The following is a 13,584-nucleotide window of genomic DNA, read 5'->3' on the forward strand; positions in this document are numbered from 1 at the left end:
TATAAAAGGGTATTCATTATGAATAAGACAGATTTAATCAATGCAATTGCAAGTGCAGCAGATTTAAACAAAAAACAAGCAAAAGCAGCGTTGGAAGCAACGTTAGAAGCAATCGCAGGTAGCTTGAAAAAAGGTGAACCTGTACAACTTATCGGTTTTGGTACATTCAAAGTTAATGAGCGTGCCGCTCGTACAGGCCGTAACCCGCAAACCGGTGCTGAAATTCAAATCGCAGCATCAAAAGTACCGGCATTTGTTTCCGGTAAAGCATTAAAAGATGCAATCAAGTAATTATTAATTTGATCAATGTTTAGCCCCGTTGTATTTCAACGGGGTTTTTTTATCTTAATTTTTTAGTTTAAGCTGCTTAAAAAGTCGGGTTAATTCCGATTCCGTTAAATAACGAAATTGACCGTTAGGCAAGTTCTCAATGGTAAAATCAGCGGTTTGATAACGCACTAAACGCAGTGTAGGAAAACCGATATGAGCCGTCATTCGTCGCACCTGACGATTTTTCCCTTCTGTAATGCGAATTTCCAGCCAGCTTGTAGGAATACTTTTCCGCTCTCGAATTGGCGGCACTCGCTCCCATAAATTCGGCTCAGAAATCAACCGCACTTTGGCGGGCTGAGTTTTTCCGTCTTTCAGCTCAACACCTTGACGTAATTTTGCTAAATCCGCTTCTGTCGGCACTCCTTCCACTTGCACCCAATAGACTTTTTCCATTTTGAATTTGGGATTTGCCAAACGGTGCTGAATTTCCCCGTTATTGGTCAAAATCACCAGTCCTTCGCTATCTCTGTCCAACCGTCCTGCGGCATACACGTTTTTCACCGGAATAAAATCTTTCAATGTTTTCCGCCCGGCTTCATCGGTAAATTGGGTTAATACGTCAAAGGGTTTGTTGAACAATAGAACTTGAGTGTCCGTAAGATTTATTCGTTTTACTGATTTATGTTTTAGATTTGTTTTCATTATCAATAGTTAAAAATAATTCTATTAGAGCTATAGAATATATTCGATCAATTTACTTCAAATTATTTTAGCATTTATAGCCTAATTCTTGTGAGATGTTATTCGTTGTCTGTTTAAGAGATTCAAGCAAAAACTCTTTTCCTATCAGCTTTAAGCGTGCGGTAGAAAGTGAAATCGACGCCGAATACATGACTTTACCCTGAATATCAAAAATGGGGCAGGCGATACAGGTAACACCCAATTCATTTTCTTCATTATCCATTGCAAAGCCAAGCTGACGTACTCTCACTAATTCTTGTTGCATATTTTCAGCTTTGGTAATGGTGTTGGCTGTTAGCTGCCTGATATATTTGTGATTATTACGCCAATATTTTTCCCAATAATCCGGTTGGGCATAAGCCATAAAAATTTTTCCCATTGCAGAACAATATAATTGTAAACGTTGCCCGATATAAGAACGGGTTTTCATCATTCCTATAGTTGGTTCAAATTTATGAATCATAATCGCATGATCTTCTTCACGCATTGAAAGATTCACTGTTTCTCCGGTTTGTACGTTTAATTGCTCTAAATAGGGCGAAGTGACGCTCAGAATATTTAGTGAAGATAATGTTTTTTGTCCGATAGCTAAACATTTTGTCGTTAAGCGATATGAACCCACAGTATTAGCGGGTTTCACATAACCGCATTCTTGCAAACTATGTAGCATTCTATGTGTGGTGCTTTTATTTAATCCTGATAATTCGGCTAATTTTGCTAATGGGCAGCCGTTAGGATAATTACTTAAAATATCAATTAATGATAAGCCTCGAATAAGGCTTTGATTATTCGTTGTTTTTTTATTTTCTTTGTTCATTTAAACCTCTTAACTTGATCTGTGATTATCTTAAACATTAATAATAAAACTGCAAAAATAAAATTAAAAAAAATGAGATCTATGTCACAAAATTGCAAATTTATTTTTAACCTATTGATTTTAAAAACATTTTATTTTAACGCTAAGTTTGCTTATTTTAGTATTTCGTATCATAATACGAAACATCATTTTAATATGTGAAATTTTATAGGGGTGTTCCAATGAGAATTTCTTATCAAGAATTAAAAACTGAATTTAAACGGGTATTATTATCTCGCAATATGCGTGAGGATATTGCTGAAGAATGTGCAACGGTATTTGCTGATACTACACAAGCGGGAGCTTATTCACATGGCGTAAACCGTTTTCCTCGCTTTATTCAACAATTAGAGAATGGCGACATTGTGCCGGATGCCGAGCCAACAAAAGAACTGTCTTTAGGTGCAATTGAACAATGGGATGCTCATCAGGCAATCGGTAATTTGACCGCGAAAAAAATGATGGATCGCGCCATGGAAATCGCCAAACAACACGGTATCGGTGTGGTTGCATTACGTAACGCGAATCACTGGATGCGTGGCGGTAGTTATGGCTGGCAGGCAGCAGAAAACGGTTATATCGGTATTTGTTGGACGAATGCGTTGGCAGTTATGCCTCCATGGGGAGCAAAAGAGTGTCGTATCGGAACGAATCCCTTAATTATTGCAGTTCCGACCAATCCGATTACCATGGTAGATATGTCTTGTTCTATGTATTCCTATGGTATGTTGGAGGTACATCGTTTAGCGGGTCGTCAAACCTTTGTAGATGCCGGTTTTGATGATGATGGTAACTTAACTCGCGATCCCGCTACTGTAGAAAAAAATCGTCGCTTGTTACCAATGGGATTCTGGAAAGGCTCCGGTTTGTCTATCGTATTGGATATGATTGCAACTTTACTTTCTAATGGTGAATCGACAGTTGCAGTGACTGAAGATAAAGATGATGAGTACTGCGTATCTCAAGTGTTTATTGCTATTGAAGTGGATCGCTTAATTGATGGGCCAACCAAAGAGGCGAAATTAAAACGTATTATGGATTATGTGAGAACGGCAGAACGCGCTGATCCGAATGTGGAAGTACGTTTACCCGGTCACGAATTTACTGCGATCTTAGCCGATAACAAAGCAAATGGGATTCCGGTAGATGATTCTGTTTGGGCTAAATTAAAATCGTTATAACGTGTTAATGGTGCAATTATAAATATTGCACCATCTTTTATTCTAAAAGTGCGGTCAATTTTCAGCGCATTTATGACAACGAGGTGAAATATGTTTTTCGGGCATATATCAAAAATTAATCCTAATCAATATCCTACTGCGATATTGCAAGCGTTAGAATATTTACGCAGCACGGATTTTGATACGTTAGATGCCGGTTGTTATTCAATAAAAGGTGACTCTGTTTATGTTCAGGTATTAGATTTGGAAACAAAGCCAAAGTCATCTTATCAACCCGAAGTACATCGTCGCTATTTAGACGTGCAATATTTACATTCAGGTAAAGAACGAATCGGCGTGGCTACCGACTTAGGCAACAATAAAATCGCTATGGATTACAATCCTGAGCGCGATATTTTGTATTATGAAGATGTTGCATTTGAATGCGAGCTTGTCATGCAACCGGGTGCTTTTGCCGTTTTTTTCCCTGAAGATATTCACCGTGCCGCTTGTATTGATAGTGAACCAAGTAAAATTCGTAAAGTCGTGGTTAAAATTGCGATGACTGAATTGGAGGACTAATCATGAAATCATTTGCTATGTTTGTCAGTAAGGCATTGAATGTCGCTATTGTGCTTATTCTTAGCGTAATGTCCTGCTTGGTCTTTATCAATGTCGTTTTACGCTATGGTTTCAATAGCAGTATTAGTATGACAGAAGAACTTTCTCGCTATCTATTCGTTTGGTTGGCATTCCTGGGGGCAATCGTTGCATTTGGTGAGAATCAACATGTGAGTGTCACTATGTTAACTGACCGTTTATCAAAATATAAACGTAAAGTGCTTTATGTTTTCACCGATATTGCCATGTTATTCTGTTGTTATTTGATTGTGAGTGGTAGTTATACTCAATTTTTATTGAATATCAATAATTTAGCACCAATTTCCGGTATCCCTTTAGGCGTTAATTATTTAGCAAGTGTGATTGCAGGTGTACTCATTGGCATCATTATTATTGCGCGTATTATTTCTACTCTTGGGCTATTAGTTAAAGGAGAAAGGGAATGACCGTTGTAATCTTTCTTTGCGTTTTATTAGGTTCCATTCTGTTAGGCGTGCCTGTTGCTTTTGCATTATTAATTTGCGGTGTGGCACTCATGTTACATTTGGATTTATTTGATGCACAAATTTTAGCTCAACAAATCGTTAGCGGTGCAGATAGCTTCTCACTCATGGCAATTCCATTCTTTATTCTTGCCGGTGAGATTATGAATGAAGGAGGATTATCTAAACGTATCATTGATCTACCAATGAAATTGGTCGGTCATAAACGTGGTGGTCTAGGATTTGTCGCGATTATGGCCGCCATGATTATGGCAAGTTTGTCAGGTTCTGCAGTTGCAGATACTGCAGCAGTTGCCGCGATGTTATTACCAATGATGAAGACAACAGGCTATCCGGTTGATAAATCAGCCGGTTTAATTGGTACTGCGGGGATTATTGCACCAATAATTCCACCATCTATTCCATTTATTGTGTTTGGGGTTGCCAGTGGTGTATCCATTACTAAATTGTTTCTCGCAGGGATCTTTCCCGGCATCATGATGGGGATGTGTTTGGCTACACTTTGGTGGTGGCAGGCAAAACGTTTGAGTTTAATGACGTTTTCAAAAGCAACAAAGCAAGAATTATGTATCTCATTTAAAAATAGTATTTGGGCATTATTACTTCCTGTCATAATCATCGGGGGGTTCCGTTCAGGTATGTTTACACCAACAGAAGCGGGAGCCGTTGCATCATTCTACGCTTTAGTTATCTCTCTCTTCGTATATAAAGAATTGAAATTTAAAGATCTTTATAAAGTAATTCTAGCTGCAGGTAAAACAACGGCCGTTGTTATGTTCTTAGTTGCAGCGGCCAATGTGACTGGCTGGTTAATTACTGTTGCCGAATTACCGCAAATGATGACTGAATTACTAGAGCCGTTAATTGATAGCCCGACGACCTTACTGCTAGTCATTATGGCAGCAGTATTTATCATCGGTATGGTGATGGATTTAACACCAACGGTTTTAATTTTAACGCCCGTATTAATGCCATTAGTGGAAGAAGCAGGTATTGATCCTGTTTATTTTGGTGTGTTGTTTATCCTCAATACTTCCATCGGTTTAATTACGCCGCCGGTAGGAAATGTATTGAATGTAATTACCGGGGTTTCTAAACTGCCGTTTGAACAAACGGCAAAAGGGATATTACCTTACTTGCTTATGATGGCGACCTTACTATTAGCATTTGTATTTTTCCCATCATTAATTTTAACGCCGTTGGCTTGGATCAGCTGATAAAGTATATCCTACTTTTACTACAAACAGGATAAATTAGCTTTTTAAACCATATTTTTTCATTCCATTAGGAGAATATTATGAAGTTATTTAATTTAAAAACATTAGCTACATTAGTTATGGGTGCAGTTGTATTTACAAGTAATGCCAATGCGGAAATTAGTTTACGTTTTGGTTATGAAGCGCCGCGTAGTGATACCCAACACGAAGCCGCTAAAAAATTCAATCAATTGTTAAAAGAAAAAACCAAAGGTGAAATTAAACTCAGTTTATTTCCAGACAGCACCTTAGGAAATGCACAAACCATGATCAGTGCCGTTCGCGGTGGTACTATTGATTTAGAAATGTCTGGTTCGCCAAACTTTACTGGTTTAGAACCAAAACTGAATGTGATTGATATCCCATTTATTTTTAAAGATCGTGAACATGTTTATAAAGTATTGGACGGTGAAATCGGTCAAAATTTATTAAAAGATTTAGAAGCACAAGGCTTAAAAGGTTTAGCATTCTGGGACGTTGGTTTCCGTGAGTTCTCAAATTCCAAACACCCGGTGAATAAGCCTGAAGATATCAAAGGCTTAAAAGTTCGTACCAATCAAAATCCAATGTATATTCAAGCATTTAGCTTATTAGGCAGTAACCCGGTACCAATGCCTTTAGCTGAACTTTATACCGCATTAGAAACCCGTGCCGTTGATGCACAAGAACACCCAATCGGTATTTTCTGGTCATCAAAACTGTATGAAGTACAGAAACACTTGAGCTTGACTAACCATGGTTACACGCCATTAATCGTCGTCATGAATAAAGCGAAATTTGATGGTTTATCTCCTGAATTACAACAAGCTGTACTTGAAGCCGCAAAAGAAGCCGGCCGATTCCAACGTGATTTAAACGTAAAAAATGAAAAAGAGATCATTGAAAAATTACGTAAAGCAGGTGTTGAAGTTATTGAAACTGTTGACCAAATGCCATTTAAAGCCGTAATTGAAGCAGATGTTCGTAAATCATTTATCGAAAAACACGGTGATGATTTAGTTAAACAAATTGATGCGTTAGCACAATAATCCGGCAGTCTAAATTGCCCAAAAGTGCGGTGTGAAATTGAAAAGTTTTCTTATCACACCGCAATCTTTAGCAGATAAATATCAATACTAACTAACCTAAGAATAAACAAGATATCATCGAAAAACAGCGGCGGTTTAATTAAACAGATTGATAAATCTGCAAAATAATAGAAAGAAAAGATAAAAGAATAGACGTGATTATATTAAAGTGCGGTTATTTTAGAGGTTTTTAGATATGAATTATTATTTAGGTATAGACTGCGGTGGAACGTTTATTAAAGCCGCAATTTATGATAAACAAGGTAAGTCATACGGTACTTGCCGTCAGAGTTTATCAATTATTAGCACGCAGCCGGGGTGGGCGGAGCGAGATTTAGAAGCATTGTGGAATGCCTGCACTGAAGTGATTTCAGGGGCAATTCGGAATGCGAAAGTAACTGCCGAAAATATTAAAGCCGTGGGAATTTCCGCACAAGGTAAAGGGTTATTCTTATTAGATAAAAACCAAAAGCCTCTCGGTCATGGCATTCTTTCATCCGATCAACGCGCGCTAAATATTGTCAAACAATGGCAGGCAGAAGGCATACCACAAAAATTATACCCAATGACAAGACAAACCTTATGGACTGGTCATCCGGTATCCATTTTACGCTGGCTCAAAGAACATCAACCCGAACGTTATAATCAAATTGGTAGTATTTTGATGTCTCATGATTATTTACGTTTTTGTTTAACGGGTAATGTGGCTTGTGAAGAAACTAATATTTCCGAATCTAATTTCTATAATATGGAGACAGGAGAATATGATTCACATCTTGCCGGGCATTTAGAAATTCCTGAAATAATGACCGCACTTCCGCCTATTGTGGGTTCATCAGAAATTGCCGGTTATATTAATAAAAGTGCGGCGGAAAAAACAGGTTTAGCAGAAAGCACGCCTGTTGTCGGTGGATTATTTGATGTGGTTTCAACAGCACTTTGTGCAGGACTTGATGATGAAACCAAGCTAAATGCGGTAATGGGGACATGGTCGGTAGTAAGTGGAATTACAAACCATATTGATTACAATCAAGCATTACCTTTCGTCTATGGGCGTTATGCTCAAACCAATCGGTTTATTGTACATGAAGCCAGCCCGACTTCAGCGGGTAACTTGGAGTGGTTTACCAAGCAGTGGAATTTAGACAACTATCACGAAATTAATGCGGCTGTAAGAAGCTTACCGAAAGCGGAAAGCAGCATATTTTTTATCCCATTCCTCTATGGTTCAAATGCAGGTTTAGGTATGCAGGCCGGATTTTATGGTTTGCAATCCTTGCACACGAAAGCACATCTGCTACAAGCTATTTATGAAGGGGTTGTTTTTAGTTTGATGTTCCATTTGGAACGTATGTTGCAACGTTTTCCTCATACAAAAGTGTTACGTGTAACGGGTGGACCTGCACGTTCAAAAGAATGGTTGAGTATTTTGGCTGATTTAAGCGGACTCACCGTTGAAGCGCCACAAGTGGAAGAAACGGGGTGTTTAGGTGCGGCACTAATGGGAATGGTCGGTAGCGGAGAGTTTGCAAGTGTGGAGCAAGCACTCGCCATTGTGCAGGCCTCAGTCGAACGGATTGAACCGGATAGCACCGTTTATGAGCAATATCAAAAGAAATATGCCAAATATAAATTATTAATCGAGTGTTTACAGCGATTTAATCAAGATAAAGATAAGTTATAAAAGAGGTTATTTTAAATGAGAAAACATAAGTTAGGCATTTATGAAAAAGCCTTACCTAAAAATATCAGTTGGCAAGACCGCTTATCCATTGCCAAAGCCAGTGGCTTTGATTTTGTTGAAATTTCGGTCGATGAAACCGATGAACGTCTTGCCCGTTTAGATTGGAGCAAAGAAGAACGTATTGAACTTGTTAAAGCGATTATTAAAACCGGGGTAACGATTCCATCAATGTGCTTATCAGGACATCGTCGTTTTCCATTTGGTAGCCGCGATGAAGCAACTCGCCAAAAAGCCTGTGAAATTATGGAAAAAGCAATTCAACTCGCGGTTGATCTCGGTATTCGTACCATTCAATTAGCAGGTTATGATGTGTATTATGAAGAGCAGGACGAAGGTACAATTGAACGCTTCCAGCAAGGTTTAGAATGGGTAACTGAACTTGCGGCAAGCAACCAAGTAACCATTGCGGTAGAAATTATGGATACAAAATTTATGAGTTCAATCAGCCGATGGAAAAAGTGGGATGAGATTATCAAATCCCCATGGTTTACGGTGTATCCGGATTTAGGCAATTTATCTGCGTGGAATGATAATGTCGCTGAAGAATTAAAATTGGGCATAGATAAAATTTCTGCAATCCATTTAAAAGACACATATAAAGTCACTGAAACCTGTAAAGGACAATTCCGTGATGTGCCATTTGGTGAAGGTTGTGTGGATTTTGTGGCTTGTTTTAACACGCTTGCCAAATTAAATTATCGTGGTGCATTTTTAATTGAAATGTGGACGGAAAAAGCCGATGAACCGATTGCAGAAATTATTAATGCTCGTCGTTGGATTGAACAAAAAATGAAAGAAGGTGGTTTTCAATGTTAAAAGAATTACGCGAAAAAGTGCTTAAAGCAAATTTAGAATTACCAAAACATAATTTGGTTACGTTTACTTGGGGTAATGTGAGTGCGATTGATCGCGAAAAAGGTTTAGTCGTCATCAAACCATCCGGTGTTGAATACGATGTGATGACTGCTGAAGATATGGTGGTTGTAGATTTACACACCGGCGAAGTTGTAGAAGGTATGAAAAAACCGTCTTCCGATACGCCAACTCACTTAGAACTTTATCGTCAATTTACAAGTATCGGCGGTATTGTACATACTCATTCTCGCCACGCAACCATTTGGGCTCAAGCAGGTGAAGATCTAATTGCTGCCGGCACAACCCACGCAGACTATTTCTACGGTTCGATTCCATGTACTCGCCAAATGACACCTGCTGAAATTGAAGGTGAGTATGAACTAGAAACAGGAAAAGTCATCGTGGAAACTTTCCGTAAACGCAATATCGATCCAACACAAGTTCCGGCGGTTCTTGTCAATTCACATGGCCCATTTGCTTGGGGAACAGATGCAGATAACGCGGTACATAATGCAGTAGTATTGGAAGAAATTGGCTATATGAACTTATTTAGCCGTCAACTTCGTCCAAATCTACACGCTATGCAACAAGCGTTATTAGATAAGCATTATTTACGTAAACACGGTAAAAATGCGTATTATGGCCAATAATTTTGATAAAGGAACATATTATGACTAAACCGCTTCTTCAGATAGCATTAGATTCCTTAAGTTTAGAAAAAGCAGTTTCCGATGCGAAGCAGGCAGAAAACTTTGTTGATGTTATTGAAGTTGGAACGATTCTCGCTTGTGCTGAAGGGATGAAAGCCGTAAGTACATTGCGAGCGTTACATCCGAATCATATTTTAGTATGTGATTTAAAAACAACCGATGCGGGAGCGACATTAGCCAAAATGGCATTTGAGGCCGGTGCGGATTGGTTAACCGTCTCTGCAGCCGCACACCCTGCAACTAAAGCGGCATGTAAAGCGGTAGCTGATGAATTTAATGCTAAGCATAATCCAACAACGCCAAAAGAAATTCAAATCGAACTCTATGGTAATTGGACATTAGCTGATGCCAAAGAATGGATTGATTTGGGGGTAACGCAAGCGATTTATCACCGCTCACGTGATGCCGAATTAGCCGGCAAAGGTTGGACTGCAGAAGATATTGAATTAATGAAACAATTATCTGAACTAGGGTTAGAACTCTCGATTACCGGAGGGATAATTCCTGAAGATATTCATTTATTCAAGGAAATCAAAAATGCCAAATCCTTTATTGCCGGTCGGGCGTTAGTCGGTGAAAAGGGACAACAAACTGCCGAAGCAATACATTCGGAAATTAATAAATATTGGTAATGTGTAAAAATTATGAATGGGCTAAACGTTAACCCATTTTTTAAACTAAAATTAATTCGATGTTTATTTCAGAAATTGCATCCTGTGCATTTTTTATTAAACCATTGTCGCAAATAATATAGTCGAAAACCGAAAGTGGAAACAGCAAAAATGTCGCCACTTTACCGTATTTAGAAGAATCCGTCACCAGCACATTTTGGGTGGCTGACTGTACAATGGCCTTTTTCACCGGAATTTTGTTTTCATCGGGTGTGGTTAAGCCTTTCAGGTTCCAAGATGAAGTGGAAATAAAAGCAATATCAATAGAGACATTGCGTAAAAATTGTGCCGCTAGCTCGCCCACGCTGGAACGGTTGGATTTATTTACACTTCCGCCGGTGTGAATAAGTTCACATTGACCATAGTTCATCAAGAAGTCTGCAATGGCAAAATCATTCGTGATCACTAATAAATCCGTACGATAAGCAATTTTGCGGGCAATTTCAAAAGTCGTCGTACCGGCATCCAGATAGACTGTTAAATTTTTACCAATCATCTCTGCCGATTTTTTTCCTATACGCTTTTTTTCATCTTGAAATAACAAAGATTTATCATCATGAGTAGGCTCAAAAGAAAGTCGTTCTAAAAGTTGTACGCCGCCGGATACCGATACAACTTTACCGTCATCTTCCAGTTTTTGAATATCGCGACGAATAGTCATATGCGAAACGCCCAATTGTTCTGTGAGCGTGGCAATACTGATGACATTTTGCTGTTGTATTAGGTTTAATAGTCGTTTTTGTCGTTCTACGGGGATCATAGCATTACCTATAAAGATGTATGTTTTATGAAAATTATACATGTTTTAGTCTTATTAATTCAAATATCATAAAATTATCAAAAATTAACAAGGAATCACATAAAATGTTAAATAATGTGATGTGGATCACAGATTTTTATTTTAAAAAAAGAGATACTTCACACAACAAATTACATCAATCACTTTATTTAAAGGAAATTATTATGACTAATCAATCTTATTCGGTAGCCGTTGTAGGTTTAGGTGCAATGGGGATGGGGGCTGCAGTTTCTTGTGTTAATGCAGGTTTAACCACTTACGGAATTGATTTAAATCCGACCGCACTTGAGAAGTTAAAAGCCGCAGGTGCAAAAGATGTTGCAACCAACGGTGATACATTTGCTAATCAACTGAACGCAGTCGTGCTGTTAGTGGTAAATGCAAACCAAGTAAAAACGGTGCTGTTTGGCGAAAATGGTTTGGCGGCAAAATTGAATAAAGGCACCGCAGTGATGGTGTCATCCACTATCTCGGCACAAGATGCAAAAGAAATTTCACAAAAATTAACAGGCTTAGGTTTGGTCATGCTGGACGCACCGGTTTCCGGTGGGGCAGCGAAAGCGGCTCAAGGTGAAATGACGGTAATGGCATCAGGTTCAAAAGAAGCATTCGATAAATTACAACCTGTATTAGATGCGGTAGCCGGTAAAGTTTATAACATCGGTGAAGAAATCGGCTTGGGTGCTACCGTTAAAATTATTCATCAATTATTAGCAGGTGTACATATTGCAGCAGGTGCTGAGGCAATGGCATTAGCAGCCAAAGCAGGTATTCCGTTAAATCTGATGTATGACGTAGTAACCAATGCAGCCGGTAACTCTTGGATGTTTGAAAACCGTATGAAACACGTGGTGGACGGTGATTACACGCCACTTTCAATGGTAGATATTTTCGTAAAAGATTTAGGTTTGGTAAACGATACGGCGAAATCATTACATTTCCCATTACATCTTGCCAGTACGGCTTATTCAATGTTTACAGAAGCAAGCAATGCCGGTTTCGGTAAAGAAGATGACAGTGCAGTGATTAAAATTTTCAACGGTATCGAATTACCAAAAAAAGGAGCGAATTAATGACTAAAACCGTATTAGGCGTGATCGCCGATGATTTTACCGGAGCCAGCGATATTGCCAGTTTTTTAACGGAAAACGGTTTACAAACCGTGCAAATGAACGGCGTACCGAGTGAACCGTTACAAAGTGCGGTAGATGCTATCGTCATTAGCTTGAAATCTCGTTCTAATCCTGTTGCAGAAGCGGTGGAACAATCTTTGTCAGCCTTAAATTGGTTACAAGCCAATGGTTGTAATCAATTCTATTTCAAATATTGTTCCACTTTCGATAGCACCGAAAAAGGCAATATCGGTCCTGTAACCGATGCCTTAATGAAAGCATTGGGAACGGATTTCACTGTTGTGACACCGGCTTTACCCGTAAACGGTCGTACTATTTTCAACGGTTATTTGTTTGTGGGTAATGTGTTGCTGAATGAATCCGGTATGCAAAATCACCCGATTACCCCAATGAAAGACGCCAACTTGGTGCGTTTAATGGATGCACAATCGCAAGGTAAAACCGGGTTGGTTGTAAGTTCCGACGTATTCCAAGGGGCAGAAAAAGTCAAAGCCCGTTTTGCCGAACTGAAAAGCCAAGGCTTTAGCTATGCCGTGGTGGATGCGGTAGATAATTCTCAACTTGCCGTACTTGCCGAAGCGGTCGCAGATTTGAAATTAGTCACCGGCGGTTCAGGTTTAGGTGCTTATATGGCCGCCCGTTTAAGTGGCGGCAAAAAAGGCACTAATGCTATTGTGCCGCCGAAAGGTAAAACTGTGGTGCTTTCAGGCTCTTGCTCGGTGATGACCAATAAGCAAGTAAACACCTACAAAGCCAAAGCACCGGCATTACAGCTGGATGTGGAGCAAGCCTTAAATAACAGCAATTATGTGCAAGAATTATATGATTGGGTGCAAAACAACTTGAACTCCCCACTTGCTCCAATGGTGTACGCCACTGTGCCACCTGATGTTTTAAAAGAAATTCAAGCCAAATTCGGAGCAGATATTGCAAGCCATACCATCGAAAACACTTTTGCAAAATTGGCGGAAAAACTGCAACAAAGCGGCGTAAATAATTTTATTACCGCAGGCGGTGAAACGTCTAGCATTGTGGTTCAACAGCTGGGCTTCCACGGTTTCCAAATCGGAAAACAAATTGCACCGGGCGTGCCTTGGCTGAAAGCGTTGAATGCACCGGTATTTCTTGCCTTGAAATCCGGTAATTTCGGTAAAGAAGATTTCTTTGAATTTGCACAGAGTATGTCATAGAAGGA

The 13,584-nt window shown here is 39.2% G+C and carries 15 protein-coding genes; 12 read left to right on the forward strand and 3 right to left on the reverse strand.

Features of this window, described 5'->3' with window-relative positions; genetic code table 11:
* Positions 1–18 precede the first annotated feature (18 nt).
* Positions 19–291, forward strand: coding sequence for an HU family DNA-binding protein (locus EDC44_RS03785; protein WP_131975555.1), 273 nt, complete (start codon positions 19–21; stop codon positions 289–291).
* A 54-nt stretch (positions 292–345) separates the two neighbouring features.
* Here EDC44_RS03785 and EDC44_RS03790 read toward each other — a convergent pair whose 3' ends face one another.
* Both EDC44_RS03790 and EDC44_RS03795 read right to left on the reverse strand, forming a co-directional pair.
* Positions 346–975: a pseudouridine synthase gene (locus EDC44_RS03790; RefSeq protein ID WP_131975557.1), complete on the reverse strand. Its 630-nt coding sequence runs from the start codon at positions 973–975 to the stop codon at positions 346–348.
* A 67-nt stretch (positions 976–1,042) separates the two neighbouring features.
* Complete coding sequence (locus tag EDC44_RS03795) at positions 1,043–1,831, reverse strand: IclR family transcriptional regulator (RefSeq protein WP_131975559.1); 789 nt, start codon at positions 1,829–1,831, stop codon at positions 1,043–1,045.
* Positions 1,832–2,052: 221 nt separating this feature from the next.
* Here EDC44_RS03795 and yiaK point away from each other — a divergent pair, with 221 nt between their 5' ends.
* The 9 genes from yiaK (at position 2,053) to EDC44_RS03840 (ending at position 10,418) form a co-directional block, all read left to right on the forward strand.
* The gene (gene yiaK / locus EDC44_RS03800; RefSeq protein WP_131975561.1) at positions 2,053–3,051 is read left to right on the forward strand and encodes a 3-dehydro-L-gulonate 2-dehydrogenase; all 999 of its coding nucleotides are present in this window, start codon (positions 2,053–2,055) and stop codon (positions 3,049–3,051) included.
* 90 nt (positions 3,052–3,141) lie between these two features.
* Positions 3,142–3,612: a NanQ anomerase/TabA/YiaL family protein gene (locus EDC44_RS03805; RefSeq protein ID WP_131975563.1), complete on the forward strand. Its 471-nt coding sequence runs from the start codon at positions 3,142–3,144 to the stop codon at positions 3,610–3,612.
* A 2-nt stretch (positions 3,613–3,614) separates the two neighbouring features.
* Positions 3,615–4,097 carry a TRAP transporter small permease gene (locus tag EDC44_RS03810; protein ID WP_131975565.1) on the forward strand — a complete coding sequence of 161 codons (483 nt, stop codon included), beginning with the start codon at positions 3,615–3,617 and terminating at the stop codon, positions 4,095–4,097.
* Positions 4,094–5,371 carry a TRAP transporter large permease subunit gene (locus EDC44_RS03815; RefSeq protein WP_131975567.1) on the forward strand — a complete coding sequence of 426 codons (1,278 nt, stop codon included), beginning with the start codon at positions 4,094–4,096 and terminating at the stop codon, positions 5,369–5,371. Before EDC44_RS03810 ends, EDC44_RS03815 begins: the two co-directional genes overlap by 4 nt.
* An 80-nt stretch (positions 5,372–5,451) precedes the next feature.
* A complete protein-coding gene (locus EDC44_RS03820; RefSeq protein WP_131975569.1) occupies positions 5,452–6,438 on the forward strand; it encodes a TRAP transporter substrate-binding protein in 987 nt (328 codons plus the stop codon).
* Positions 6,439–6,673: 235 nt separating this feature from the next.
* Positions 6,674–8,161, forward strand: a complete 1,488-nt coding sequence (locus EDC44_RS03825) for an FGGY-family carbohydrate kinase (protein ID WP_131975571.1) — start codon at positions 6,674–6,676, stop codon at positions 8,159–8,161.
* Between the two features lie 15 nt (positions 8,162–8,176).
* The gene (locus tag EDC44_RS03830) at positions 8,177–9,037 is read left to right on the forward strand and encodes an L-ribulose-5-phosphate 3-epimerase (protein WP_131975573.1); all 861 of its coding nucleotides are present in this window, start codon (positions 8,177–8,179) and stop codon (positions 9,035–9,037) included.
* Positions 9,031–9,726, forward strand: coding sequence for an L-ribulose-5-phosphate 4-epimerase (gene araD, locus EDC44_RS03835; RefSeq protein ID WP_131975575.1), 696 nt, complete (start codon positions 9,031–9,033; stop codon positions 9,724–9,726). Before EDC44_RS03830 ends, araD begins: the two co-directional genes overlap by 7 nt.
* Positions 9,727–9,746: 20 nt before the next feature.
* The gene (locus EDC44_RS03840; RefSeq protein ID WP_131975577.1) at positions 9,747–10,418 is read left to right on the forward strand and encodes a 3-keto-L-gulonate-6-phosphate decarboxylase UlaD; all 672 of its coding nucleotides are present in this window, start codon (positions 9,747–9,749) and stop codon (positions 10,416–10,418) included.
* A 40-nt stretch (positions 10,419–10,458) separates the two neighbouring features.
* On the opposite strand, the gene EDC44_RS03845 is transcribed toward EDC44_RS03840, so the two are convergent.
* Positions 10,459–11,217, reverse strand: a complete 759-nt coding sequence (locus EDC44_RS03845) for a DeoR/GlpR family DNA-binding transcription regulator (RefSeq protein ID WP_131975579.1) — start codon at positions 11,215–11,217, stop codon at positions 10,459–10,461.
* A 203-nt stretch (positions 11,218–11,420) separates the two neighbouring features.
* Here EDC44_RS03845 and ltnD point away from each other — a divergent pair, with 203 nt between their 5' ends.
* Together ltnD and otnK are read left to right on the forward strand one after the other, a co-directional pair.
* On the forward strand, positions 11,421–12,329 hold the full coding sequence (ltnD, locus tag EDC44_RS03850; RefSeq protein WP_131975581.1) for an L-threonate dehydrogenase: 909 nt from the start codon (positions 11,421–11,423) through the stop codon (positions 12,327–12,329).
* Positions 12,329–13,579 (forward strand): 3-oxo-tetronate kinase, encoded by a 1,251-nt coding sequence (gene otnK, locus EDC44_RS03855; protein ID WP_131975583.1) that lies wholly within the window; start codon positions 12,329–12,331, stop codon positions 13,577–13,579. Before ltnD ends, otnK begins: the two co-directional genes overlap by 1 nt.
* The last annotated feature ends 5 nt before the right edge of the window (positions 13,580–13,584 follow it).

The organism is Cricetibacter osteomyelitidis, assembly GCF_004340985.1.
Taxonomy (GTDB): Bacteria; Pseudomonadota; Gammaproteobacteria; order Enterobacterales; family Pasteurellaceae; genus Cricetibacter; species Cricetibacter osteomyelitidis.

Bases quoted from the DNA above. Each gene is read 5' to 3' on its own strand.
- EDC44_RS03840 (WP_131975577.1), top strand. From the start codon at position 9,747: ATGACTAAACCGCTTCTTCAGATAGCATTAGATTCCTTAAGTTTAGAA.
- otnK (WP_131975583.1), top strand. From the start codon at position 12,329: ATGACTAAAACCGTATTAGGCGTGATCGCCGATGATTTTACCGGAGCC.
- EDC44_RS03830 (WP_131975573.1), top strand. From the start codon at position 8,177: ATGAGAAAACATAAGTTAGGCATTTATGAAAAAGCCTTACCTAAAAAT.
- EDC44_RS03825 (WP_131975571.1), top strand. From the start codon at position 6,674: ATGAATTATTATTTAGGTATAGACTGCGGTGGAACGTTTATTAAAGCC.
- EDC44_RS03805 (WP_131975563.1), top strand. From the start codon at position 3,142: ATGTTTTTCGGGCATATATCAAAAATTAATCCTAATCAATATCCTACT.
- EDC44_RS03815 (WP_131975567.1), top strand. From the start codon at position 4,094: ATGACCGTTGTAATCTTTCTTTGCGTTTTATTAGGTTCCATTCTGTTA.
- yiaK (WP_131975561.1), top strand. From the start codon at position 2,053: ATGAGAATTTCTTATCAAGAATTAAAAACTGAATTTAAACGGGTATTA.
- EDC44_RS03785 (WP_131975555.1), top strand. From the start codon at position 19: ATGAATAAGACAGATTTAATCAATGCAATTGCAAGTGCAGCAGATTTA.
- EDC44_RS03790 (WP_131975557.1), bottom strand. From the start codon at position 975: ATGAAAACAAATCTAAAACATAAATCAGTAAAACGAATAAATCTTACG.
- EDC44_RS03845 (WP_131975579.1), bottom strand. From the start codon at position 11,217: ATGATCCCCGTAGAACGACAAAAACGACTATTAAACCTAATACAACAG.
- araD (WP_131975575.1), top strand. From the start codon at position 9,031: ATGTTAAAAGAATTACGCGAAAAAGTGCTTAAAGCAAATTTAGAATTA.
- EDC44_RS03795 (WP_131975559.1), bottom strand. From the start codon at position 1,831: ATGAACAAAGAAAATAAAAAAACAACGAATAATCAAAGCCTTATTCGA.
- ltnD (WP_131975581.1), top strand. From the start codon at position 11,421: ATGACTAATCAATCTTATTCGGTAGCCGTTGTAGGTTTAGGTGCAATG.
- EDC44_RS03810 (WP_131975565.1), top strand. From the start codon at position 3,615: ATGAAATCATTTGCTATGTTTGTCAGTAAGGCATTGAATGTCGCTATT.
- EDC44_RS03820 (WP_131975569.1), top strand. From the start codon at position 5,452: ATGAAGTTATTTAATTTAAAAACATTAGCTACATTAGTTATGGGTGCA.